Source organism: Chitinophaga solisilvae (genome assembly GCF_009928525.1).
Taxonomy (GTDB): Bacteria; Bacteroidota; Bacteroidia; order Chitinophagales; family Chitinophagaceae; genus Chitinophaga; species Chitinophaga solisilvae.
In genome coordinates, this window is record NZ_JAABOK010000006.1 from 379,763 (window position 1) to 405,552 (window position 25,790).

Annotated in this window: 20 protein-coding genes and 1 riboswitch; of the genes, 12 read left to right on the forward strand and 8 right to left on the reverse strand. The window is 48.1% G+C overall.

Annotation, left to right across the window (positions count from 1 at the left end; translation table 11 throughout):
- Positions 1 to 176 precede the first annotated feature (176 nt).
- Positions 177 to 707, reverse strand: coding sequence for a dihydrofolate reductase family protein (locus GWG06_RS14900; protein WP_160714111.1), 531 nt, complete (start codon positions 705 to 707; stop codon positions 177 to 179).
- A 133-nt stretch (positions 708 to 840) separates the two neighbouring features.
- Between GWG06_RS14900 and GWG06_RS14905 the strand changes: the two genes are divergently transcribed.
- Positions 841 to 2,001, forward strand: coding sequence for a hypothetical protein (locus GWG06_RS14905; RefSeq protein ID WP_160714113.1), 1,161 nt, complete (start codon positions 841 to 843; stop codon positions 1,999 to 2,001).
- Here the strand turns inward: GWG06_RS14905 and GWG06_RS14910 are convergent.
- Complete coding sequence (locus GWG06_RS14910; RefSeq protein ID WP_160714115.1) at positions 1,991 to 2,821, reverse strand: AraC family transcriptional regulator; 831 nt, start codon at positions 2,819 to 2,821, stop codon at positions 1,991 to 1,993. The two genes, GWG06_RS14905 and GWG06_RS14910, sit on opposite strands and share 11 nt — an antisense overlap.
- 32 nt (positions 2,822 to 2,853) lie before the next feature.
- Between GWG06_RS14910 and GWG06_RS14915 the strand changes: the two genes are divergently transcribed.
- Positions 2,854 to 3,804: a YihY/virulence factor BrkB family protein gene (locus tag GWG06_RS14915; RefSeq protein WP_127035779.1), complete on the forward strand. Its 951-nt coding sequence runs from the start codon at positions 2,854 to 2,856 to the stop codon at positions 3,802 to 3,804.
- Here the strand turns inward: GWG06_RS14915 and GWG06_RS14920 are convergent.
- Positions 3,783 to 4,502 (reverse strand): ThuA domain-containing protein, encoded by a 720-nt coding sequence (locus tag GWG06_RS14920; RefSeq protein WP_160714117.1) that lies wholly within the window; start codon positions 4,500 to 4,502, stop codon positions 3,783 to 3,785. The two genes, GWG06_RS14915 and GWG06_RS14920, sit on opposite strands and share 22 nt — an antisense overlap.
- 195 nt (positions 4,503 to 4,697) lie before the next feature.
- A riboswitch (cobalamin riboswitch) is annotated at positions 4,698 to 4,903 on the forward strand.
- 182 nt (positions 4,904 to 5,085) lie between these two features.
- On the opposite strand from GWG06_RS14920, the gene GWG06_RS14925 reads away from it, so the two are divergent.
- From GWG06_RS14925 to GWG06_RS14965, 9 genes are all read left to right on the forward strand, one after another.
- Complete coding sequence (locus GWG06_RS14925; protein WP_202183026.1) at positions 5,086 to 7,191, forward strand: TonB-dependent siderophore receptor; 2,106 nt, start codon at positions 5,086 to 5,088, stop codon at positions 7,189 to 7,191.
- 2 nt (positions 7,192 to 7,193) lie between these two features.
- Positions 7,194 to 7,988 carry a DUF4198 domain-containing protein gene (locus GWG06_RS14930; RefSeq protein ID WP_160714121.1) on the forward strand — a complete coding sequence of 265 codons (795 nt, stop codon included), beginning with the start codon at positions 7,194 to 7,196 and terminating at the stop codon, positions 7,986 to 7,988.
- Positions 7,989 to 8,107: 119 nt separating this feature from the next.
- Positions 8,108 to 8,800, forward strand: a complete 693-nt coding sequence (rpiA, locus tag GWG06_RS14935) for a ribose 5-phosphate isomerase A (RefSeq protein ID WP_160714123.1) — start codon at positions 8,108 to 8,110, stop codon at positions 8,798 to 8,800.
- A gap of 31 nt (positions 8,801 to 8,831) precedes the next feature.
- Positions 8,832 to 9,374, forward strand: coding sequence for a TetR/AcrR family transcriptional regulator (locus tag GWG06_RS14940; RefSeq protein ID WP_173962925.1), 543 nt, complete (start codon positions 8,832 to 8,834; stop codon positions 9,372 to 9,374).
- A 167-nt stretch (positions 9,375 to 9,541) separates the two neighbouring features.
- On the forward strand, positions 9,542 to 9,985 hold the full coding sequence (locus GWG06_RS14945) for a nuclear transport factor 2 family protein (RefSeq protein WP_160714125.1): 444 nt from the start codon (positions 9,542 to 9,544) through the stop codon (positions 9,983 to 9,985).
- An 80-nt stretch (positions 9,986 to 10,065) separates the two neighbouring features.
- The gene (ligD, locus tag GWG06_RS14950; RefSeq protein ID WP_235938361.1) at positions 10,066 to 12,063 is read left to right on the forward strand and encodes a DNA ligase D; all 1,998 of its coding nucleotides are present in this window, start codon (positions 10,066 to 10,068) and stop codon (positions 12,061 to 12,063) included.
- A gap of 47 nt (positions 12,064 to 12,110) precedes the next feature.
- The gene (locus GWG06_RS14955; RefSeq protein WP_160714127.1) at positions 12,111 to 12,977 is read left to right on the forward strand and encodes a carbohydrate kinase family protein; all 867 of its coding nucleotides are present in this window, start codon (positions 12,111 to 12,113) and stop codon (positions 12,975 to 12,977) included.
- 30 nt (positions 12,978 to 13,007) lie between these two features.
- The gene (locus GWG06_RS14960) at positions 13,008 to 13,910 is read left to right on the forward strand and encodes a helix-turn-helix domain-containing protein (protein ID WP_160714129.1); all 903 of its coding nucleotides are present in this window, start codon (positions 13,008 to 13,010) and stop codon (positions 13,908 to 13,910) included.
- A gap of 82 nt (positions 13,911 to 13,992) precedes the next feature.
- Positions 13,993 to 14,826, forward strand: coding sequence for an oxidoreductase (locus GWG06_RS14965; protein WP_160714131.1), 834 nt, complete (start codon positions 13,993 to 13,995; stop codon positions 14,824 to 14,826).
- A 144-nt stretch (positions 14,827 to 14,970) separates the two neighbouring features.
- Here the strand turns inward: GWG06_RS14965 and GWG06_RS14970 are convergent, their stop codons facing one another.
- From GWG06_RS14970 to GWG06_RS14990, 5 genes are all read right to left on the reverse strand, one after another.
- The gene (locus GWG06_RS14970; protein ID WP_160714133.1) at positions 14,971 to 17,037 is read right to left on the reverse strand and encodes a DNA topoisomerase 3; all 2,067 of its coding nucleotides are present in this window, start codon (positions 17,035 to 17,037) and stop codon (positions 14,971 to 14,973) included.
- Between the two features lie 123 nt (positions 17,038 to 17,160).
- On the reverse strand, positions 17,161 to 17,520 hold the full coding sequence (locus GWG06_RS14975; protein ID WP_127043276.1) for a hypothetical protein: 360 nt from the start codon (positions 17,518 to 17,520) through the stop codon (positions 17,161 to 17,163).
- 1 nt (position 17,521) lies between these two features.
- A complete protein-coding gene (locus GWG06_RS14980; protein ID WP_160714135.1) occupies positions 17,522 to 20,155 on the reverse strand; it encodes a glycoside hydrolase family 2 protein in 2,634 nt (877 codons plus the stop codon).
- Between the two features lie 161 nt (positions 20,156 to 20,316).
- Positions 20,317 to 21,429 carry a FecR family protein gene (locus tag GWG06_RS14985; protein ID WP_127043278.1) on the reverse strand — a complete coding sequence of 371 codons (1,113 nt, stop codon included), beginning with the start codon at positions 21,427 to 21,429 and terminating at the stop codon, positions 20,317 to 20,319.
- Between the two features lie 46 nt (positions 21,430 to 21,475).
- A complete protein-coding gene (locus GWG06_RS14990) occupies positions 21,476 to 22,021 on the reverse strand; it encodes an RNA polymerase sigma-70 factor (RefSeq protein ID WP_127043279.1) in 546 nt (181 codons plus the stop codon).
- A 393-nt stretch (positions 22,022 to 22,414) separates the two neighbouring features.
- On the opposite strand from GWG06_RS14990, the gene GWG06_RS14995 reads away from it, so the two are divergent.
- On the forward strand, positions 22,415 to 25,741 hold the full coding sequence (locus GWG06_RS14995) for a SusC/RagA family TonB-linked outer membrane protein (RefSeq protein WP_160714137.1): 3,327 nt from the start codon (positions 22,415 to 22,417) through the stop codon (positions 25,739 to 25,741).
- Positions 25,742 to 25,790 lie beyond the last annotated feature (49 nt).

Consider the following 25,790-nt stretch of genomic DNA (forward strand, 5'->3'; position numbering starts at 1 on the left):
TGCGTAATGTACTTTTATGACAACGTGCGAAACGCCGAACATATGTATCAATGCCAGTTTCCGGGTCCTCCGATTATCGCTAATATATTGTTTTTTTGCGCGGGAATCAAGAGAAATATTGAACGGAAGGGTGTTAATTGTACATTAAGCCTGCTGTATTCCTTTACCACAAAGGATCAGGAGCGGGTGTATCTTGCTTCAACAACGCCGCTGCTGTAAGTTTTGACCAACTCCAGACCGAAGGTCTTTTCCATGGGAATGCCTGTAAATACAGATCTGCCGGCGCCCAGCACCACCGGCATGGTGTGAATAATCATCTCATCTACCAGGTCATGTTCCAGTATGGCTGCATTCAGTTCGCCGCCGCCTATCAGCCAGATGTCCTTTCCCGGCAGGGATTTCAGGCGGGAGACAAACGCGCCGGCTTCTTCTTTTACAAATGTGACAAATTCGGTATCCTGATGGGATTTATCCCGTGAGAATATGTAATTGGCCAGGCCCGGATAGGGAAAGGTTTCTGAGAGCTTCAATACATCCTGATAAGTTTTGTATCCCATCAGCGTGGTATCAATGCCAGCCAGAAAATCAGCGTATCCATAGTCCGTTTGCTCCGGATTCGGAAAGCCTGTCAGCCATTCAATATTACCGTTATGATCCGCAATATAGCCGTCCAGACTGGTAGCGATGTAAATTTTCAGTTTGCGCATATGATTATTTTTCTGACAAAGATGGGGCAGTTGGCAGCAAAAAAATTGTATAAAATTTTCCGGGAGAAGAAAACTTGATGAAGAATATTTTCCTGCAGAGATAGGGAAAAAACGATCTTGGCAAAAAAATCCTATGAAAGGTGAAATGCTTCATGAGCAGCTGTTCAGGCGCTGGATAGCTGCATGTGAGGAATACGCTGTAAAAACCGAAAGAGAAAAACAGGTTGTTCACACTGTTTTTGCGGAAACCAGGTGCTATGATATATCGCAGTTCAGCGGCGGCCGCCTGCCTGCGGGCACTCCTGTCAGCCATACCAGATATCCTGACTGTAATTATGTATATGGACTGGATGCTGCCGGAAAACCTTGCTGCTACTATCCTGACGTAGAGGATGCGTTGCCGTTTTCTGCCGGTATATTTAATTATGGTAATGATTTCGCCGAATACATTGAATATGGTAATGATGATTTACTGCTGCCGGAGAAACTGGACCGGATGGAGCTGCAGGATGGTAAACCGGTTGCTTACCTTTCACTGGTAATGCACCTGGGGCGCCTGCCTGCGGCGTGCCCGAAGGAGGAAGACGACTGGCATCCGCTGATCGGGAAGTACTCATTTTTTTATCATGTGGAGCGCTATATCTATGAGGGGGGGCGTATAGTGGCTGCTGAAGGATATGCATCCGAGCCTGCCGGCGCTCCGGTGCATTACCGCAAATATTATCGCTATGGGGCTGATGGTTTACCGGATGAAATACGCAAGGAAACAGACAGCGGATGTATCAGTTATGAATATGTACGGTTCCCGGCGGCAGACCTGGAAAGGCTGACAGATGAGCTGGCGGTGCTGGTGGCAGCATCCATAACAGAAGGGATAGCCGCTGCTGAATATGAAGGCCCGCTGACACAAGTACATCTGCGATACAGCGATAAGAAGTATTACTGGCCGCAGGTGTTTGTACTGCCGGTAGCGAAGGATAAGGATATTGTTTCGCGGGAGCGGGAAACGTTCACCTGGGGAAAGGCTGACAGGCAATTTGTGGCGCATAATGTTCTGGCCTATCAGCGGCCCTTTACCGCACTGATGGGATATGTCAGGGAATCCGGAGATTATTCAGCTGTGGAGAATATGTTGCGGAAGGCCGCCTGTATGCTAACGAAAGAGCAACTCTCCGGAAGAGTATCTGTAACAGCCGCCTTTATTGCACTGGCACTGGACACGTGGTCGTACACTGATGTGGCATTATGTGTCAGCCGGCAGGAGGAAGCATGCAGTCCTGTATTTACAGCCTGATGGTATTCGGAAAAGTATCATTTACTTTTCCTGCCACCACCGCTTTTTTATATGCCATCGGCGTCATACCGGCAAAGGAGCGGAATACGCGGATGAAATGTGCCTGGTCATAGAATCCGTTGTCATAGGCTATTTCCGTGAGTGCCTTGTCCGGCGTAGCGGCTATCTGTGCGATGGCTGCGTTGATGATATGCAGCTGTACATATTTTTTCGGCGTATAACCGACCACGTTATGAAATGTCTGAATATATTTTTTAGGGGAGATGTGGTGGTTGTCCTGCAGGGAGCGGATATGTCCCCGTTCCAGCGAGGAGCTGTGGCCTGCCTCCAGTATTGCCTCCGGTATGGGCTGTGGCCGTGCGTGGGCCAGTATAAAGCGTTCCAGGGTATAGATTTTTTCTATCGGCATCGCGCAATCCTCGAGTTGTAGCAGCAGTTGCTGCGTTTTATCTCCCAGTATATCATCTAACCGCAACAGCTGCTGATGCAGGAGAGGGGCATGTACTCCGAAAAGGCGGTATAGCCCGAAGGGTTTGAGAATAATGCCTAACGCTTTGTACCGCCCGCTGACGCTGGTGATCATAGGGCGGGAATACAGGCCGGACAGGCCTCCCTGTGGGCCATAATCAAAAGCCTGTGATGCTGTGGTAATGGAAAATTGATCGCCCAGGTTCAGTATCAGCTCCTGGTGCAGGTAAGGGATACTGTACCAGGCCTGATCCATATGGCCGGCCTCGTGATACCAGCAGCAGTCAATCGCTTCGCGCAGCTCGTTCTGTGGTATATGTACGATGGCATTCATGGTGTAAAAATAGTGCATATTCAGTAACTTGGCACCTGAATCAGCAGTGCATGAACCACCCGGTTACCAACAAATCATACCCGCGATGGCAGCTGTTCCTGTTATCCTTCCGGGATGCCTACAGGGAGCTGCAGGCCAATGACCCGCTGCGGCTGGCCGGGGCTACCGCTTTTTTTACCACTTTTGCGTTACCGGCAATACTGATTATCATTATCCAGCTGCTGCGTTTTATTTTCCGGATAGAGCATCCCGGCAGGCGGTTATCCTCGCAGCTGGAATCGATGTTCGGAAGGGAAACAACTGATGCCATCCTGCATACGCTGCGGGCTTTCCGGAGTATTGCACAGAACTGGCTGATTACGATTGCGGGTTTTCTCTTTTTATTATTTGTGGCTACCACGCTCTTTAAAATTATTAAAGGCGCTATCAATGAACTATGGAAGATAAAAGCTGTGCGCCGCGAGAATTTCGGGCAGGTGATGTTGTCCCGGCTAAGAGGCGTGCTGGTTATACTGTTCGCCGGATTGCTGTTCCTGATTGATATCATCGCTGAAACAGCGCAGGCATTTTTATCGCAATATATAGAACGATTTCTGCCGGCTATTGCCACCTATTATAACAGTGCGTTGAATTATGTATTGTCTGTTGTGATTGTGACGATCTGGTTTTACCTGGTGTTTTACTTTATACCTGACGGGCGCCCACGCTGGAAACCCGGACTGGTAGGCGCTCTGGTGACAGGTGTATTATTTACCATCGGTAAAATAATCCTGAAGGTGATGCTGACCTACAGCAGCATCAATACTATTTACGGCGCATCGGCCTCTACGGTGCTGCTGTTGTTGTTTATGTTTTATTCCTCCCTGATTTTTTATTTCGGGGCAGCGTTTACCAATGCCTGGTCTATGCGTACAGACAGGCCGATCCGGCCGCTGCATCATGCTGCGCATTACGAAGTAACGCTACCGTCGCATCCGGATCATTCATCTCCCATGGCATAGCGGATGCCGCCCAGTATATGTTGCAGGAACAGCGTATCCCGCCAGGCGTCGGTACTATGGCCCAGCGCTGTGTAAAAGGAGCGGCCGCCATCAAATCCGCCGCACCATGCCACCGGGTGAAAGGCGCCGTGTTTGCCGCCGTTGTAGGTAGTTTCATCTACTTCCAGCAATACCCGCACATTGGCCGGCAAAGCCTTGAAATTATACCATTCGTCTGTCCATCGCCATCTTGCCGGCAGATGACTCACCGCTATATGGCGTATATCCGTTACTGTTACTACGGCCTCCTGTGGTTTAGGATGTCCGTTAAACCAGGCCCCTGCCAGTTGTCCGTACCAGGGCCAGTTGTATTCCGTGGTTGAAGCGGCATGGATGCCCATGTATCCGCCTCCCTGGCGTATATACGCCATGAAGGCCGCTTTCTGCGTGCTGTCAAATACTTCTCCGCTGGTATTCAGAAATACTACCGCCTTATATGTTCCCAGCTGTTTTGTAGTAAACCATTCCGCCGCTGTAGTAGTATCCACCTGAAAATGATGCTGCTGTCCCAGCTCCCGGATCGCTGCAATACCAGCCGGAATAGACGCATGATGGTATCCTGCCGTTTTGGAAAATACCAGTATTTTCCCCTGTTCCTGTGCCCATCCGCTGCCTGCCGCCATGATCATCAGTACCACCCAACCAAATATCTTCTTCATAGAAATCGATAATTATTATCTCCCCAAAATAATAACTAACCTCCTTATTTTTTTGCAAACCTTTGCAACTCTGCTCCAAACTCATCTTTCACCCTCCGCATCTCCGCACCAATTCATCATTCATAATTTCCATCTCCCCACTTATCTCCGCTCTTCATTCGTAATTCCCAATTCGTAATTCGCAATTTTTTTTTGTAGGTTTGCCCCGCATTTGGTTGAACATGTGCCTGCCGCATGTATCATTAAAAGGGAATCCGGTGTAAAACCGGAACTATCCCCGTAGCTGTGACCTGATAAATATTTTCCCGGAGACGCTCCGCGCCACTGTTCCGCCAGCCGGAATGGGAAGGCTTCCGGTAAAACAGGAAAGTCAGAAGACCTGCCAGATGCTGTATTTGTATTGCTTTCGGGAGAAAGGGAATACAAACCGCCTTTATTCTGTAGTCATTAATAAGTTCCATTGTGATGGCATCGGACTGTTTTCGTACAGGCATGTACGTATTTCATGCTGTTGCGGAAGTCGTTGTTATTCACCTGGAGCCAGCTATAAGTTATGCGTTTTAAGAGAAGTATATTGTCATGCATGGCCGTACTGCCATTAGCGGTACAGGCACAGGAAAAAGATTCACTCCGTCACCGGCGGGAGCTGCAGGAAATAGTAATTGCCGGAAAGCAGGATGGCTACAAGCAGGATATTTCCTCCCTCGCGACGAGATCGCCGTTGTCACTGCTGGAAACGCCGCAGGCCATACAGGTAGCGGGACAGCAGGTTATCAGGGATAAGCAGGCATTTACCCTGAACGATCTGACACCGGTGCTCACCGGTGTGAAGGCCAACAATGGTATGGGCGCATTCGGTATGCGCGGCTTCAATGGCTATAACCATTTTGATGGCGGCTTCATTACGTTTAATGGTATCCGTGGAAATTTTTATATGTGGAACCAGGCGCCGCTGCTGTACAATATTGAAAGGGTAGAAGTGCTGAGAGGCCCGGCCTCCGCGCTTTTCAGCGAAGGCTCCCCCGGCGGACTGATCAACATGGTCACCAAAAAGCCACAGGCTGGCCGGCAGCTGAGCATTGATGCGGCCTGGGGCAGCTGGAATTATGCCCGCTTTGCGATAGACGCTACGGGCACATTATCTGGGAACAAACGCTGGCTGTACCGCGCTATCGGCGGGTACGACAGAAGCAACAGCTACCGCGATAACCAGTTTGCAGAAAACATCTTCCTCGCCCCGTCCGTTACCTGGCTTGCATCTGCAAAAACAGATGTGAACCTGGAGCTGAACTATTCCAGGTCTAATGCCGTGCAGACCTATGACCGCGGCACCTTTGTAAAGAAGCGGGCAGACGGCACCTACGATTTTGATTTTTATCCCGGCAACCTGACGGTACAGAGTCCTTCCGACTTTGGCCGGAATACCAATACTTCCGCTACACTGACCTTTAACCACCGGGTGAACGACCGCTTGTCTTTCGCTGTAGTACAGCGTCTGGTACGTAGTCAGCTTAACTTTGCCGATCATTTTCTGAAAGGAGAGATTGTAGATGATAAAATCAAACGCAGCTATCAGACCTGGGATTATGTGCAATTCAGTGCGCAGACAACCGCCTACGCGCATTACCGGCTGCAGACCGGCAGCGTGCAGCATAATCTGCTGGCGGGCATAGATTACAACCGTTACGGCTGGTCCAAGAATCTGTACCGCGACGCCGCCAGCACTACCATGGATATCTTCCGTCCGGACTACAGCAAGGATGTACCGGCGCCTGATCCCAGCGATTACTACGATGATAACAAACAGGCGAACACCCTCGCCGGCGGGTATATTCAGGACCAGATTAATATCCTGAAACAGCTGAAAGTGCTGTTATCGCTGCGTTACGATCATTACGAGCTGTTACAGACGCCGATGTCCGCCAAAGATGACCTGCAGGGAGATACCTCCCGGACATCCGCCTGGACGCCGCGCGCAGGCATCGTATACATGCCGGCGCCGCACATGGCCGTATATGCCAGCTATACCCGCTCCTTTAATCCGCAGTTATCCAATGCAGGCAGCAGGGGAGGACCGTTTCCGCCCAGAACTGCCACGCAGTATGAGATAGGCTATAAGGGCGATTTCTTCGGGGAGAAGTTATCTGTCATGGCAGCATTGTACCATATCAATTATACCAATATCCTGGCAGATGCAGGGATACCGGAAAGTCCGCGTCAGCAGACAATTGTGCCGGGCACCCGCAGCCGCGGTGCAGAGGTCACGCTGCAGGGTAACCTCCGGAACCTCAGCATTGTGGCAGGTTATGCGTATAACCAGCACCGTCTGACCAGGAACTCCAGTATTGGTAAGGAGGGCGACCGGTACGTAAATGCACCCGATCACAATGCCAATATCTGGGCGAAATACCAGTTCAGCAGCACGCGGTTGAAGGGGCTGGGAATCGCTGCCGGCGGTCGTTATATCAGCAGTCAGGTAGGTAATATGAAAACGCAGGACTTCATCATCCCTTCGTCTGTTGTGCTGGATGCCGCGCTGAGCTATGCTTACAGCCGGTATAATTTCCAGTTTAACCTGAATAATCTTACCAATACCCGTTATTTCAACGGCGGCCTGTCCCGCACGGCGGTAGCGGCATTGGGTAATCCACTGAATTTTCGTTTAGGCGTTAACGTTTTAATATTATAATTATGAAGAAATTGTTCCTGGCCACCGCTATCCTGTGCAGCAGCGTACTGGCCTTCAGCCATGAGTTCTGGCTGCAGCCGCTGAAGTTTATCCTGAAAGTGAATGAACCGGCAGCCGTTAATGTGATGGTAGGTGAAAGCTATAAGGGGGAGCGTTCTGACGGGCGCAAGTACGAAGTACTGCAGCTCAAGCATTTCAGCGCCACGAAGGAAGAAGACCTGAAATCAGCACTGGGCGGCCCGAAGAAATCCAGCATGACAGTAGCCTTCTCTGAACCCGGCAATCACCTGCTGGCCTTCAGTAATACCGGCAAGTACATTGGACTGGATGCCAAAAAATTCAATGAATACCTGGCCGAAGAAGGACTGGATAACGTAAAAGAGTGGAGAGAGCAGCACCAGCAGGCTGATAAGCCCGGCCGCGAATTTTACCAGCGTTGTGCCAAAACGCTGTTCCAGGTGGGCGATCAGCATGATGACACCTATGCCCGCAACACCGGCATGCGTATAGAGCTGATACCTGCTTCCAATCCATACACCATCGCTTCCGGCGATCAGATCACCTTCCGCGTACTGTTTGATAACGTACCCGTGAAGAATGCACTGGTACTGGCCTGGCAGGTAAAGCAGAATAAAACCAGCGTCAATAAATTCCGCAGCAATGATGCCGGCGAAGTAACTTTCCCCATAGAAAAGGCTGGCAGATGGATGATCAGCAGCGTACATATGATCCCGGATGCTAGCGGCGAAAAGGCTGACTGGCAGAGCTTCTGGGGAAGCTACACTTTTGGATTTTAATATTTTATAATTTAATTATTTGAGATTTAAAAAATGCAGCGGAGATTTGCAGGGATAATGCAGATCTCCGCTGCATTTTTTAAATCTCAAATAATTAAATAAATAAATCTCAAATAGAAATGGATATCGATTACAAAAAAGTGGCTGCTGTGGCTGCGGTAGCTTATATACAGCCGGGGATGACGGTGGGGTTTGGTGCGGGTAGTACGATGGCGCATATGATCAACCGGTTAAAGGAAGTACCGGAGCTGGTGGCGGAAGTGGCGGTAGTGACCTCGTCTTACAATACGCGGCAGCTGTTGCTGGAGGCTGGTTTCCGGTTGCAGGAACCAGGTATGATGGCGGCGCTGGATATTTACTTTGATGGTTGCGACCAGTTTGATGTTTCGCTGAATGCACTGAAGAGCGGCGGTGGTATTCACACAAAGGAGAAGCTGCTGGCTGCTATGGCCACGCGTTTTGTGCTGGTGGCCGATGGCTCCAAGTATGTAGAGCGGCTGTACACGACGTTTCCGGTGGTGATAGAAGTGATTCCGGAAGCGGTAACTTTTGTGCTGCGGCGTATCAGGGAATTATTCAGGGAGGTGAATCCTCAGCTGAGGCTGAGTAACCGCAGGGATGGAGCGGTAATGACAGACAACGGCAATATGCTGATAGATATCTGGTTTACACAGTTCCCGGAGTTGGCGGAGATCAATCCGTTGCTGAAAGGGATTCCGGGAGTACTGGAGACATCGCTTTTCTACTGGATGGCACATGAGGCGGTGATCGCCGGGAGAAACGGAGTAGAGGTGATTTATAAAAAGGAATAGAACGGTCTGTCTTTTCCGTAACTTTGTATGTATGAAACAAAAGATCAGCGATCCCAGGCAGCGGCTGTTGGATACAGCTACAGAACTGTTTTTCAGGCAGGGATACCATGCCACCGGGATAAACCAGGTGATTCAGGAGGCGGGCGTGGCAAGAGCCAGCCTGTACCAGCATTTCAGTTCCAAGGAAGCCTTGCTGGAAGCATTCCTGGAACACCGGCACGAGGCCTGGTTTAAAGGGCTGAGAGCTTTTACCGATAAGGTGAGCAAACCAAAGGATAAGGTGCTGGCAGCTTTTGATTTCCTGGTGCATATGAATGAGCAGGAGCATTTCCGGGGATGCGCCTTTTTAAATATACTCTCTGAGATAACGGATGAAGATGCAGGGGCGCTGCACATTATTCAGGAGCATAAGAAAGACCTGCGGCGTTACCTGGCTGATATCCTTTCAAAAGAAAAGCAGCTGCTGCAGGACCATGTCTACCTGCTGTTTGAATCCGCGATAAAGGAAAGTCAGCTGTACCGGAATCAATGGCCGGTGCTGGAGGCAAAAAAAATGGTGGCAGGGCTGCTGTAAATCAGTCGTTACGGTAAGAATAAAAAAAAAGATAGACAGATCTGTCTGTTTTTGAAATTTTATCACTTACCTTTGTCCTAACAAGTGAATCCAGGTGATTCGCTTTTTTAAAATCCATTAAATAGACAGGTTGGTCTGTCTGTGTTTCATCTTCAAAAAAATGCACCATGGAAAAGAGATTTCCCGTTCCTCCCTTTACATTAGCCACAGCGCTGGAGAAAGTACAACTGGCAGAAGATGCCTGGAACAGCCGTGACCCGCAACGCGTATCACTGGTATACACGCCGGATACGGAATGGCGTAACCGCGACCAGTTCATTAACGGCCGGGAAGAAGTAGTAGCCTTTCTCACCGGCAAATGGGCGAAAGAGCTGGACTATAAGCTGAAGAAAGAACTGTGGAGTTTTACTGATAATAAAATTGCCGTAAAATTTGAGTATGAGTGGCATGACGCCGCCGGTAACTGGTTCAGGTCTTATGGCAACGAACTGTGGGATTTCAATGCCGATGGCCTGATGCAGCGCCGATTTGCCGCTATCAACGATGTACCCATCAACAGCCGTGACCGCAAATTCCGCGATGCCGGCGACGAACTCGTACTGGCCTGCTAGTTGTAGTGGTAACAGCTGATCCGGAACGTCCGCAAACATTCCGGTATTTTCAGTTGTTCCATCATTAACAAGCACATGCCATGGCAGCAAAGCGAACAGTAAAAAGTGACCATATTCCGATGCCCGGGGATCTGTCTCCCATGCTGGCAACGCTCGCTGCCAAACCTTTCAGCGAACCCGGATGGCTATACGAAATCAAATGGGACGGCTACCGGACACTGGCCTATCTGCAGGCAGGCGCTGCGGAAATGCGCTCCCGCAACAATACCACCTTCAACGAAAAATATTTCCCGGTATTGAAGGCCCTGGAGAAATGGAAAGTCAACGCTGTTACAGACGGAGAAATAGTCGTGATCGACGGGCAGGGCATGCCGCAGTTCAATGCCTTGCAGAACTGGCGCAGCGAGGCAGACGGACAACTGGTGTACTATGTGTTTGACCTGCTCTGGCTGAACGGGAAAGACACTACCCGCCTGCCGCTGATGCAGCGTAAATCGCTGTTACGCCGGCTGATGCCGGTAGATAACAGTATCATCCGCTTCAGCGAAGATTTTGTGACGGATGGTATCGACTTCTTTCAGCAGGCCGTCAAGCTAAAACTGGAAGGTATCATTGCCAAGAAAACGGATAGCCTTTATTATCCGGGTGTGCGTTCAAAAGAATGGCTGAAGATCAAAACCGCTGCCAGGGAGGAAGCCGTCATCGGAGGTTTTACCAGAAATGAAGACAGCAGCAAGCCATTCAGCTCCTTACTGGTAGGGGTATACGAAAACGGGAAGTTGCAGTACACCGGCAAGATCGGTACCGGATTTTCACAGGAGCAGCAGCAAGAACTGCTGCAGCGTTTCCGGCCGCTGATCCGCAAAACAACGCCTTTCGCCGCTTTGCCTGACATCAACAAACCTAACCGGTTTCGCCCCAATCCGCCAAAAGCCACCGCCACCTGGCTGAAGCCGCAGCTGGTGTGTGAGGTGAGCTTCCGTGAAATGACGCCGGATGGCGTGATGCGGCATCCTTCTTTTATAGCCATGCGGGAAGACAAGCCCGCCAGGGAAGTGACCAGAGAACAGGCTGCGGAACTACCGGAAACCGCGTCTCCTGTGAAACCCCGCAACACAAAACGAAAGGACGAAGGCTGGCTGCCACCGGGAGAAGAAACACAGGTACGCACCATCAACGGCCATGCACTGAAGTTTACCCATCTCAGTAAAGTATTCTGGCCAGAAGAGCAGTATACCAAACGGGATATGCTGAACTACTACCATGAAATAGCACCGTATATTTTACCTTATCTGAAAGACCGGCCACAGTCGATGAACCGCTTCCCGAACGGCATTACAGGCGAGAGCTTTTACCAGAAAGATGTGTCGGGTAAAGCGCCGGAATGGGTGCATACCCTGCCATACACCTCTTCCAGAGAAATCAGGGAAAAGGAACTGCTGATATGCGGAGATGAAGCCAGCCTGATGTATATGGCTTCCCTGGCCTGTATTGAGATGAACCCCTGGAGCAGCCGATGGCAGCAGCCGGATTATCCGGACTGGTGTATCATAGACCTGGACCCTGATAATACCACTTTTGAACAGGTCATCACCGCTGCGCAGGTCACGCACCGGGTGCTGGAAAATGCGGGTATCGGCAGCTGCTGCAAAACTTCCGGGTCTACGGGCCTGCATATCTATATTCCCCTGGGTGCGAAGTATACCTATGACCAGTCGCGGGAATTTGCCCGTATCATTGCGCAGCTGGTACACGCCGAAATTCCTGATATTACCAGTATTGAGCGTAAAACGGCCATGCGTAAACGAAAAATGTACATTGATTTTTTACAGAACCGCGCCAAAGCTACCGTAGCCGCACCTTATTCCCTGCGTCCCAGACCCGGCGCCACCGTATCTATGCCCCTCCATTGGGAGGAAGTAAAGAAAGGTCTGTCTATGAAAAATTTCAATATACGCAACACCGCAGCGCGGTTGCGTAGCACTGGCGATCTTTTTAAACCCGTGTTGGGTAAGGGAATCAACATGCAACGTGCGGTAGCTAACCTGGAAAAAGCCTATCGGAAACTTTCTTCCTGAAAAAATGCTGTGGTAGATTACTTTTGCCATTCACCGAAATGATCAGCATGCAACCAACCACCGTATGTTTTGGCGAAATGCTCTGGGACATATTCCCCGATGGGGCAAAGCCCGGCGGCGCGCCCATGAATGTGGCCTATCACCTGGGAAAGGCAGGTATGGAGAGTTATATCATCAGCCGCACCGGCACAGATGAAAGGGGGCATGCGCTCCGGCAGCAGCTGCAGCAGTGGGGCCTGCCAACAGATATGTGTCAGACAGATCCGCAGTATCCGACCGGAACAGTCATTGCTACTGCGGGAGCAGACCATGAAATGTCGTACGATATTATAAAGCCTGCCGCCTGGGATTATATTGCCTGGGAGCCTGCACAGATACCGCTGCTGCAACGTTCCGCCGCCTTTGTTTTTGGCAGCCTGGCCACCCGTAACACTGTTTCCCTGCATACCTTACAGCAGCTGCTGAGGGTAGCGCCGTATAAAGTATTTGATGTGAATGAACGGCCGCCGCACAGCGATATGGAAATCATCCGCCACCTGATGTTTCAGACAAGCCTGGTAAAGATGAACCAATCGGAGCTGCAGGCATTGCTGGCAGCGGAAGGGATGAGCTACAGCGGACCAGCAGCGGGTGCTGAAGATATACTGCAGATTTTTCCTGTAGATGAAGTGATTGTCACTCTGGGTAGTCAGGGGGCTTTTTATATGAATCATGATATGGAATGGATGCAGCCGGCAGAAAAAGTGATGGTGAAAGATACCGTAGGCAGCGGTGATTCTTTCCTGGCGGGATTCCTGGCGAAACGCCTGCGGGGAGCCTCCGTGGAAGAAGCCATGGCAGCAGCAGCGAAGTTAAGCGCTTTCGTAACTACGCAGGAAGGCGCCTGTCCGGATTATGATCCTGCCTTTTATTAATCAGTGGTTTGAATTTTGTAATTTTGGTATATGCCCAAACCGCAATCCATAGAAGAATTTTACCAGGAGAAAATGAACTGGCTGCCGGATAACCTCCAGGAGGATATCGGGCATTTCAACGTTTTCCGGCTGAGTGATTGTCTGAAAGACGGAACAATGACGATACAGTACAGCCGCCGCGATTTTTACAAAGTGAGTATCATCAGGGGAAGATACCTGTATCACTATGCTGATAAAACCATTGAAACCACTGGTACCACACTGATGTTCTTCAATCCACAGGTGCCTTATGCCTGGGAATCCCACGAGGAAGTGCCGGATGGCTATTTCTGTATCTTCAAGGAATCCTTTTTTATGGATAAGGTACGGGGCAATCTGGGAGGTATGCCGATGTTTGCGCCCTCCGCACGGCCCTTCTATTCCCTGGATGCAGTACAGGAGCAGAAAGTAACAGAACTGTTTCTGAAGATGCTGGAAGAGATCAACAGCGATTACCTGTATAAATACGACCTGCTGAGAAATTATGTGGCAGAAATCATTCATATAGCGCTGAAGATGGAGCCATCTGAAGCCCTGTACCAGCATGCCGATGCGAAAACGCGTATTACGGCAGTGTTCACTGAACTGCTGGAAAGGCAGTTCCCGATAGAAACGCCGGCACAGCAATTCAAGCTGCGCTCTGCCAGCGATTTCGCCTCGCAGTTGTCTGTACACGTAAACCATCTGAACAGGGCCATCCGCGAAACCACCGGCAAAACCACTACCGCGCATATTACAGAAAGGGTTACCAGCGAAGCCAAGGCCCTGCTGAAACATACCAACTGGAATATCTCGGAGATCGGCTACTGTCTGGGTTTTGAAGAGCCTTCTCACTTCAATAATTTCTTTAAAAAGCAAACCAGTATGACGCCCTCTGCCTATCGGGATGTTTGAATTTTGTAAGTATTGGTTTGGATACTGTAATGGCAGGTGCATTTCTGTGTTCTAATTTTGTTTCAACAAAAACAGACACACTATGAGCACCAATAAAGTATGGTTTATAACAGGCGCCTCCAGAGGATTTGGACGCGACCTTGTAACGCAGCTGTTAGAACAGGGATACCGCGTGGCCGCTACTTCCCGTAACCTGGATGAACTTCGTAAAATAGCCAACGAAGATAATTTCCTGCCACTGACAGCCGACCTGGGCACAGAAGCCAGCGTAGCGAAAGCTATTGCAGATACCGTGGAACGCTTCGGTCGTATCGACGTGGTGGTGAACAATGCCGGTTACGGACAGGTGGGCGGCCTGGAAGAATTATCTGATGAAGAATCCCGCGCCAATTTCGATATCAATGTTTTCGGCTTACTGAATGTAACCCGTCAGGCATTACCCTACCTGAGAAAACAAGGCTCCGGGCATATTCTCAATATATCTTCCATTGCGGGTACCATCGGCAGCTTTCCGGCATTCGGCATCTACTGCGCTACCAAATTTGCCGTAAACGGATTGTCTGAATCACTAGCAGAAGAGGTAAGACCTTTCGGTATAAAAGTAACCATTGTAGCTCCCGGATATTTCAGAACCTCTTTCCTTTCTTCCGGCTCCATGAGTACCCCTAAAAAGGAAATAGCAGAATACCAGAACGTACGTGAGACACAGCTGGCGCACCAGCAACACTATAACGGCAACCAACCCGGCGATCCGGTAAAAGCCGCACAAGCCATGATTAAAATCACAGAAGTGGAAAACCCACCGCTACACCTGTTCTTAGGCGAAGACGCACTGGGACTGGCAGAAGAAAAAATTAACCGGCTTACCACAGAGATGAAGGAGTGGAGGGAGATAACGGTGTCGACTGGTTTTTAGAATTACGAATTACGAATGGCGAATTACGAATGTAGAAGCGAAGATCAAAACGAAGATCAAAGGTGATAAGTATTAAAGTATCACCTTTAATCTTCGTTTTGATCTTCGCTTCTACATTCGTAATTCGCCATTCGTAATTCGTAATTAATTTTTCTGCACAGAAAAATTACCATCCAGCAAGTACTTCCCTGCTTTGCCTTTAGTAACAAGATCCTGTATTTGTTTGTCGGTTAGTTTTTTTCCGTTGAATTCGAACGGGATTTTGAAACCGCAGATGTTGAAGTTGGCGCAACCATAGGCGGTATTACCTTTTTTGAGCGGATGTTCCTTGCATTTAGGGCAGTTCAGTTCATCCAGTACTACTGGCTTTTTCTCTTTGGGTTTGCGTTCCTTCTTAGGCTTCTCCGGGGCTGGTGGTGGCTCCGGCGCGAAGGTGATGGTTTTATAGCCGGCAGTTTTTACTTCTTTGGTGAGGTCTGCAACCATCTGGATCAGTTCTTCCTTGAAGGTATCCATGGCGTATTCCCCTTTTTCGATCAGCCGCAGTTTGCGTTCCCACTGGCCGGTCAGCTCCGGACTTTTCAGGAGTTCTGTCTGTATCGTATCGATGAGGTCTATGCCGGTTTGTGTAGCATAGATATTCTTTTTCTTTTTATCGATATATTTTCTGCGGAAGAGTGTTTCAATGATATTGGCGCGGGTAGATGGGCGGCCGATACCGTTATCTTTCAGCAGTTCGCGCATTTCTTCGTTATCCACCTGTTTGCCGGCGGTTTCCATGGCGCGCAGCAGACTGGCCTCTGTGAAGGCTTTGGGCGGGGAGGTTTTGCCCTGGTGTATGCGTGGTGTATGAGGGCCGCTTTCGCCTACCACAAAATCCGGAATGAATTTTTCTTCTTCTTCCCCTTCCTTTTTCATACTGACATCGTTGGCATACACTTCTTTCCAGCCCGGCTCCAGGATCTGTTTACCGGTTACCTTAAACGGCACCTGGCCAACTTTCCCGAGTACGGTGGTGTTGGAGATCTTACATTCCGGGTAGAAGGCAGCGATGAAGCGGCGGGCGATCAGGTCGTAGATACGTTTTTCTTCCAGGCCCAGTCCGCCGGGATATACGCCGGTAGGGATGATGGCGTGGTGATCTGTCACCTTTTTATCATCGAATACGGTTTTCAGCTTTGGAATGGGCTGTGTCAGCAGCGGCGCGGTCAGCGCAGCATAGGGGGTAAGGTCCTGGAGTATGCCAGGTATTTTCGGGTGCAGGTCTTCAGAGAGGTAGGTGGTATCTACCCTGGGGTAGGTCACCAGTTTTTTCTCGTAGAGGTTCTGCACATATTTGAGTGTATCATCGGCGGAGAAGGCGTATTTTTTATTGGCGTCTACCTGCAGGGCGGTGAGGTCGTACAGGCGGGGATTTCCTTCCTTGCCGTCTTTTTTCTCGAAAGAAGTTACTTCGAACGGATGTTCCAGCAGGTAAGCCAGTCCTTTCTGTGCTTTTTCGACATTGCCGAGGCGGTCGATGGCGGCCGTGAATTCCGTGTCACGGTAAAGGGTTTTGAGTTCCCAGTAGTCTTCCGACACGAAAGCGTTGATTTCCTTCTGGCGGGCAACGATCATGGCGAGGGTGGGAGTTTGTACCCTGCCGATGGAGAGGACAACTTTCCCGATAGCGAATTTTTTAGTGAAGAGGCGGGTGGCATTCATTCCCAGGAGCCAGTCGCCGATAGCGCGGGCGCTGCCGGCAGCATACAGGTTATTGTATTGGTCGCTGTTTTTCAGCTGCTGAAAACCGTTGCGTATAGCCTCTTCCGTTAGGGAGGAGATCCAGAGTCTTTTAATGGGTGCGGTGCATTTGGCTTTGAGCAGTACCCATCGCTGGATCAGTTCACCTTCCTGACCGGCATCCCCGCAGTTGATGACTTCTTCGCATTGTTGCACCAGTGTTTCGATGATTTTGAATTGTTTCTCTACACCGGAGTTTTCTATGAGTTTGATACCGAAGCTGGGGGGTATCATGGGGAGGTCTTCGAGCCGCCAGAACCTCCATTGTTCGTAGTAGTCGTGCGGTTCCTTCAGGGTGCAAAAATGGCCGAAAGTCCAGGTTACCTGGTAGCCATTACCTTCGTAGTAGCCATCTTTGCGTTGCTTCGCACCGATTACTTCTGCTATATCCCTGGCTACACTTGGTTTTTCTGCAATGCAAACTTTCATAAAAAGTTGAAATAGGGTAACAAATATCGGATAAATTAACGGAACGAATATACAAAAAAGAAAAACCGGGTTCCATATCTTTCGATATGAAAGCCCGGTTGATAGGGGTTTCCGTAGGATAGTCTACCGATGGAGGCCCCAGGCGTAAAATTGTTTACGAATTCTGTTAAGCAGTACGCCATTGAATTCAATGGCGGCTCCTGTGAAGAATTCCTGCCAGGTCATATCGCTGTTGGTGGAGGCGAGGGTATCACCATCGTCAAAGAATATTACCAGCTGGGAAGTTTCCCGGAGAATTTGAAAGTTACCTTTTGCATTGATGAGCAACCGTCGTAAAGCGCCCCGCTGCATGTATTCCACGGCAGTATCTGAGCTGAGTGGAAATAAAGTTTGTACCATTACATAATCTGACAGGAAGGGTTGAATATGAAAATGAGCTGCAGCCTGTAAGGACATATCATGATATTCAACCGTATCTTTCATACTATTTCCAGGTTTTTTCACCTTTCCTCATTTTTTCCAGCGTATCCTGGTAAGTTTTCTTTTCGTTATCCGGCGCCAGTTTCAGGGCTTTTTCCTCGTAGGTGATGGCATCCGCCTTGTTCCCTGATTTATAGAGTACATTGGCGTATGTGTCGATGAAGCTGGGTTCGTCTCCCTGCTGGATGCACAGCTTACTCCATGCCAGGGCATTGGAGAGATGGGTGGCATCTGACAGGTTTTCAAATACGGACCAGGCATAATTGTTCAGTTCCTGGGCGGAGATATTGGCGGCGAATTTATCCACGTATCTGTCTGCCGTAGAAGCAAAGCTGTTCCAGTCCTGTTTGTTGAGCAGGTGAATGGTTTTGGCGCGCAGGAATATTTCTTCTCCTGCGGGTCCGTATTGATTGCTTTTTTCCTCCATGCTGTTCCAGTCCGGGTTTGCGTCCGGGGATTTCACATGTGGTTCAATGATTTCCTGGTAAACGATGGTCATCAGTTTCACGTCAGCCTTCCGGTTGCCCAGTACGCGGTTCATTTCATCGCGGCCCTGCTGAATGAGGGAGAAGCCTTTGTCTTTGGAGGAGTTGGTGAATTTATTGATGAAAGACCATTGATTGGCGGTCAGCGGCTGGTGCAGCTGGCTGATATAATCTTCTGCGATTCTGGCCGCATTGGTTTTATCATTTACACGAAGGGCCATCTGGGCGAGGTCGCGGAGGAATATCTGGTCTTTTTTTCCGTTTCTGTATTGGTCCAGGAGGGCGGCGTATTTGTTGTCGGGGTTGGTGGTATCAATATCCCTGACAGTAAAGTTGGCGGCCACATCGCTGGTAGGTGGTACCAGGGTGCCGTGAATTTGTCTGAGTTTACCGACTGGTATTTTGATGATTTCGCGATCATAGGAGATCAGGCCGTTTTCTTCTGTTTCCACGTCGAATGGTTCGGTGTAGATAGAGCCGCTGAGTCCTTCTTCTTCCAGTATTTTCAGGTGTTTGTTGAGGAAGGAATATTTTTCGGTGAAGGCTGCTGCGGGGATGGAGATATATCCCCAGCCGTCCGCGTCATTCCACTGGTGTTGTGGTGTTTTCACCTGTACGCCGCCCCATTCGCCGAGTACGCGGGCTTTTCCGGGGAGTGCCGGCGGGATGCCGGGGCCGGGATAGTCGTGTATGTCGGTCATGTCGCTGCTGATCCATTTATCCAGTGGGTTGTTGGGGGAGCCGCGGTCGTAGTTTTCGCCGGTATGTCCGTCAACGATGCGGGAGGGGTCCATTTTCTTCATGGCTTCCGTGAGGCGTTGCTGGTCGTATCTGGCCCATCCTTCGTTGAAAAGTACCCAGCAGATGATGGAGGGATAGTTATACAGCTGTGTTACGTTTTCTATGTTTTCCTTTTCGAAATTTTTTCTGGCGGCGGCGGTTTCATTCGCGCAGGTGACCATATCCTGCCATACGAGGATACCTTCCTTATCGCAGTGGTAGTACCAGCGGGCGGGTTCCACCTTTACGTGTTTGCGGACGGTGTTGAAGCCCATGGATTTGATGGCGAGAACGTCGAATTTCAGCGCTTCATCCGTGGGGGCGGTATAGAGGCCGTCGGGCCAGAATCCCTGATCCAGTACGCCGAGGTTGTAGGTGTATTTATTATTGAGGAAGATGCGGTCTTGTCCTTTTTCATCTTTTTTGATTTCGATTTTACGCATGCCGAAGTAGGAGCGTACGGTATCGATGACTTTATTTTTATAGAGCAGTTTTACGGTGAGGTCATAGAGGAAGGGGTCGTTAGGTGACCAGAGGTGCGGGTCTGGTACGGGTACCTGCAGGCTGGCGTTGGCTTTGCCGCTGGTGTTACCGATGGTAGCGCCGTTGTTCTGTGCGATAGCCTGTACGGTGTAGTTAGCGGCATCGCCGGGTACGTTGACCTGTAGGGAGAGGTAGCCATGATCGGGCGCCGGTGTCATTTTGAGGGAAGCGATGTGTACGGCGGGTACGGTTTCCATCCAGACGGTCTGCCATATACCGCTGCTGGCGGTATAGAGGATATTGGCCGGTTTCAGCACCTGTTTGCCGTGCGGGTTGGGACCTTCGTCGGACGGATCGTAAACGCCAACGATCAGTTCATTGTCGCCGTTTTTGAGGGCGCTGGTAATATCGAAGGAGAAGTTGAAATAGCCGCCGGTGTGGTCGCCTATTTTTTGTCCGTTGATATATACGATTGCTTCCCAGTCGACTGCTCCGAAGTGGAGTAATACTTTTTCGTTGTTTTTTATTTCCGGTTTTTTGATAGTTCTTTTATACCAGAGGCGTTGTGAGGGCAGCAATGGTTTTTTAACGCCGGACAGTGCTGATTCCAGGGGGAATGGCACGAGAATCTGGTCGTTGAAGGTGGTGGGTATGGGGGCATCTTTTTCGGTGATGGTATAGTTCCATATGCCGTTGAGATTTTCCCAGTTGCTGCGGATCATTTGCGGGCGTGGGTATTCCTGGAGGGTAGCTGATGGTGTTACGTTTTTTGCCCAGCGTGTTTGCAGGGGGGATGGTTGCATTTTCCAGGAAGACTGTGCAATGGCCAGTAGGCAGAGGCAATTACAGAGTGTGGCGATAATGATCGCTTTGGTGAATTGTTTTACCATAGGAGGTTGGTTAAAATTACGATAAGCGTCTATTGATAAATATCCGATACAGTTCCTGATGGCGTTCTTTTTCAGATTTGGTTGTTGCTGCGTTTAGCAGTCAGCAGGTTATTCGTGCCGGAATGTTTCCGGGCACGGATAATCTATTGGGGGGTAAAGCCCTATTCGAAGTGCAGGATACCCTGCTGATCGAAGTGGTATTTAACAGAATCGGAGGCCTGCAGGTTGTGCAGGAAATTATCCAGGGGTTGATTTCTGTTAACGATACCGAAGAAGCGCCTGTTGCTGACACGTTCGTTGTCCAGTATCACCTTTACGCCGTACCAGCGTGGGATGATATCGGAGAGGTCTTTCAGGGTGGCGCTTTCGAAGGTAAAGATACCCTGTCGCCAGCTGAGGACTTTGTCTGCATCGAAACGGGAGAGTGTCATACCGTTTTCGGTGCTGGTTATTTCGAATCCAGGTTGTAATATTTTGTTGTTGCCGGCGGATTCCACTTTTACGGAACCGTTTACCAGTGCGATTTTGGCGGTACCTTCCTCATAGGTGTTGATATTGAAGGAGGTACCGAGTACTTTGATGGTGTTGTTGGGGAGGTGAACGATGAATGGTTTGGCGGCGTTACCGGCTACGGTAAAGTAGGCTTCTCCATTGATGGTTACTTCCCTGGTGCTGCCCGTGAAATTGAACGGGAAGCTGATGGTGGTGGCGGAGTTGAGTTGTATCTGTGTACCGTCGGCGAGGAGTATGTTATAATCTTTGCCTGGGGGGACAGTAAGTGTATTCAGTCCGCTTTCCGTGTGATTTGCTGAGGTAAAGCTCAGTGTTTTCTGTGAATTTTTTAAGGTGGTATGTCCTATCTGCATGGCGGTGGTATCTTCAGACAGGTCTATCTGTTTACCATTAGCCATGACGAGTTGGATATGCTCCTGGCCGGCTGTTGTTGCAGCGATTGGTTTGTGACTTTTACTGTTAAAGAAGTACCAGCTTCCTGCTATGGCGAGCAGGGTAGCGGCGGCAATGCCAGTCATTTTCTGGAAAGAGAGGCGGCGGTTTCCGGAGATAAGTTGTTCTACGACTTCTTCTGCCGGGTGTTCGTCCAGACTTTCTTTCGCATCAGCAACCAACCAGGGGCTTTCATCATGTATTTTTTTCCATATTAACCAGGCGTCTTTATCTTCCTTGATGGCGTTGTACAGAAAAGCCTTATCCTCTGGAGTAATGCTACCATCCAACTCATCGAAAGTCAGCGCCTCAATTTTCTTATAATCCATGACTAACCGGATAATAACTTATAAACGAACAAAGCAGAAAAAAGTACTACTGTTCATAAGCTGATTTTAATTTTTTACGGAGAATTTTCAGCGTGGTGCTGATCTGATTTTTGACTGTCTGGAGGGAGATCCCTTTTTCGTCCATGATTTCGCGCTGGCTTTTATCCTGGAGGTAGGAGAGTTCGAAGACATTCCGCTGGGCGAGTGGCAGTGCATTAATGACGTTGGCGATTTGCAGGGATAATTCTTTGTTTTCGAGCGGATTGAACTGTATGGAGAGTTCTTTCAGCTCGGCATATCTTTTCTCGTTTTTTTCCTTGATCATTTTTTTGCGGATCTTGTCCATGCATTTGTTTTTCACGCAGGCGGACAGGTAGCTTTTCAGGAACATGTTTTCGGGCAGGCTGTCCCGTTTCTTCCAGATGGTAACCAGTACATCGTGGATGACATCAGCGGCCTCGTCCTTGTCTTTCAGCACGTAGTTAGCCTCCATGTGCAGTCTTGCGTAATAGCGGTTGTAGATCTGTGTAAAAGCCCATTCGCTCCCACTTTTCAGGTCATTCACCAACAGATCATCAGGTAATGATTGCATGATAAGCCCCCTTTAGATATTAGTACAGTTGTATTTTTAATCACATGACCTTCCCGTCATTAACAAGAATTGAGTGTCGTTGTAATGGTCACCGGGAAACCTATTATTATATAAATAACAAAATAGGGAAAGAATCAGCGTAGTAACAACCGTGACTTTTCAGTACCCAAGATATAATAATTATTTAACGTAGTCTGTTAATAATTTGTAAAGCACGTGAAATTTAGGAATAACGGCATCTTTAAGCCATTGTAATCCTGAAAGTTAATTATTAATTTATTGTTACCGATTTGTTAACAGTGATAGTACTTTTTATTTCATACCACGTCTAAATTCAAAACAAACAATTTTTCAATTGCTGTCATGTGTTTTTTTATACCAAAATCTTCCCTTATGCTTAAAAGTATACTTACCCCAATGCTTGCCGGCGTGATGATGGTTGCTGTGATGTCTGGTATACCGGGAGCCCTGCAGGCCTCGCGCCTGGAGGTAGCTCAGGACGGGCCGGAACATCTGAGGGTGAATGTGAACGTCCGGAACGTACCACTGAAAGAAGTGTTTAAACTCATCACCAAGCAGACAGGTCTGAACTTCTTCGGGAGCGCCATGGGGAACGCCTACGAAGAACGGGTATCTTTTAAAGCCAGCCAGGAAGAATTAAAGAAAGTACTCGACGACCTGCTCATACCCATTGACTACACCTGGATAGTCAACAATGACGTGATCATCGTCAGAAAAAAAAACAAAATTCCGATCTCGGAGACGCTCGTCACTGATACCAGTGCGCTGCTGCCTGTAGTAGGCGGCATCGTCACAGATGTAAAAGGCGTTCCCATCCCCGGAGCCACCATCGTCATAAAAGGAACCCGCAAAGGCGTTACCACCGATGTTAACGGCCGTTTCACCCTCAAAAGCGTACCAGAAAATGGAAAACTCCTCATCACCTACATAGGGTATGAATCCAGAGAAATACCCGCTGCTACCAAAAATATTATCGCCCAGCTGAAAGTCAATACCAACAACCTCGATGAGATGGTAGTGGTAGCGTATGGTACCACGACTAAAAGGTTTAACGTGGGGAACGTGACGTCGATTAAGGCGGAGGATATTGAGCGGCAGCCAGTGACGGACCCGATGCTGGCATTGCAGGGGAGAGTGCCGGGATTGGAAATTACGCAATCGAGTGGAGTGCCGGGAGGATCAATAACAGTGAGGGTACAGGGGGAGAATAGTATTATGAATGGGAATGATCCTTTTTATGTGGTGGATGGAGTGCCGTACCCTTCACAGGCATTGCCCAACAGAGGTACTGAAGTACTGGGAAATGGAGCTAGTGGAAGTCCGCTTAGCTACATTAATCCTGCCGATATAGAAAGTATAACAGTTTTGAAAGATGCAGATGCAACTGCCATATATGGATCCAGAGCTGCAAACGGAGCGATAATTATTACGACAAAAAAAGGTACGGTAGGGCGAACCCAGGTTAGTTTGAACTATCAAACAGGATGGGGAAATCTGGTGAAGAGAATGCCCCTTTTGAATACAGAACAATATCTGATGATGCGGAATGAAGCATTGAGAAATGATCAAAAAACAGCTAGTCTGTTGAATGGTGACTATGATCTGTTACTGTGGGACACAACACGGTATACTGACTGGCAAAAGGAGTTAATAGGTAAAACAGCACATTTTACAAATGTGAATGCTTCTGTTTCAGGAGGAAATGATAACATACAATATTTAATTGGAGGTACCTATCGCAAGGAAACATCGGTTTTTGCCGGTGATTTTTCTGATGTAAAAGGAACTGTTCATTTTAATATCAATTCAATCTCACAGAATAAAAAATTCAATGTTTCATTATCGGGTAATTACCAGATGGATAATAATCAATTACCCCGAACAGATCTGACCAATTTAGCTGCGACGCTCGCACCTAATGCACCTTCCATGTTTTTACCAGATGGCACCCTTAACTGGGCCCTGAATTCGGAAGGTGTGAGTACCTGGATAAATCCTTATTCCCTGGTATATCGCAGATATACAAATAAAACAACAAACCTATTAGGAAACTTAGTTCTGAGTTATAAACTGTTCCCTGGCTTGGAAATAAAGACCAGTCTTGGTTATAATAGTTTATTAACCAACGATTTGAGCATTAGGCCGATGACAGCCATTGAACCAGAAGCACGCCCTTATACTCCAAGAAATGCAGGGTTTGGGAAAAATTCAATATCCTCCTGGATCGTTGAGCCTCAGGTAAGTTATGGAAGAACAATCGGCAGAGGAAAATTGGATGTTTTGGTTGGAATGAGTATAAATCAAAAGAAAGATAATACTCTGATGATATTCGGGCAAGGTCAGAACAGTGACCTTTCCTTAAAGAATTTACAAGCAGCTCCACAGGTATTTGTATCAAGTTCAAAGTATGCGATGTATAATTATATCGCTTTGTTTGGCAGGGCTTCCTATGTTTTACAAGACAGATATATGTTGAATCTGACAGCCAGAAGAGATGGAACATCGCGGTTTGGTCCTGAAAGCAGATTCCACAATTTTGGTGCTGTTGGTTTAGGTTGGGTTTTTTCAGAAACAAGATTAATAAAAGACCGGTTTCCAATAGTTAGTTTCGGTAAAATAAGAGCCAGTTATGGTACTACTGGTAATGATCAGATTGATGATTACAGATATATGAATTTGTTTAATCCGATTTTTGCACCAGTACCATACTTAGGAACAAATGGTCTTGCTCCTGATGGATTAACTAATCCATATTTACAATGGGAAGAAACTAAAAAATTGACTATAGGAGTGGACCTTAATTTTTTAAAGGATAGGATAAATTTTGTGGGAAACTATTATAACAATAGATCATCTAATCAGCTCATTCTATTTAATCTACCTATAATAGCAGGTTTCCCCAACGTTTTTAAAAATTTGCCGGCAACTGTTGAGAATTCCGGTTATGAGTTGTCATTAACGTCAACAAATATAACCAGTAAGGATTTTAAATGGGTTACAAGCATTAATGTAACAATCCCAAATACTAAACTGATAGCATTTCCGGATTTAGAAAAATCCCCTTACAATTCAGCATTCATACTTGGTAAACCTGTAACAATCTACAGATTATATAAATCCAATGGAGTAGATCCTGCTACCGGTGTTTATCAATTTATTGATAATCATGGAGGCATTACTTCGACTCCTTCCTATCAAACAGATAGAATAGTGCTAGAGAATTCAAGGGCCGATTTTTATGGAGGCTTGCAGAATGACCTTTCCTATAAAGGGATTAGTCTGAATTTTAATGTTCAATTTACGAAAGTCATTGCACCCAATTACCGGGGAGGGTTTCCTGGTGCAAGGAATCAGAATCAACCAACTTGGGTTTTATCTAGATGGCAAAAGCCAGGTGATAATAGTTCCGTACAGAAATTTAATACTGATTTTTCATTAGCGGAACCTATCGGATTTGCTAATAATAGTGATTTGTTCGTAAATGATGCATCCTTTATAAGACTTAAGAATATTTCATTGTCATACAGGCTTCCAGCAGAATGGATGAAAAATTTACACATAGAGAGGTGTAGTTTATTCGTGCAAGGACAAAACTTAGTCACAATATCCAGTTACCAGGGATTAGATCCCGAAACTCGTTCTGTAAATACTTTGCCTCCGCTGAAAATTGTTATGATAGGCATGCAGCTGGTGTTATAATGTAAATGTTTGATTGAAAGTTCATAGTATCATTGTGAATCGGAAATCT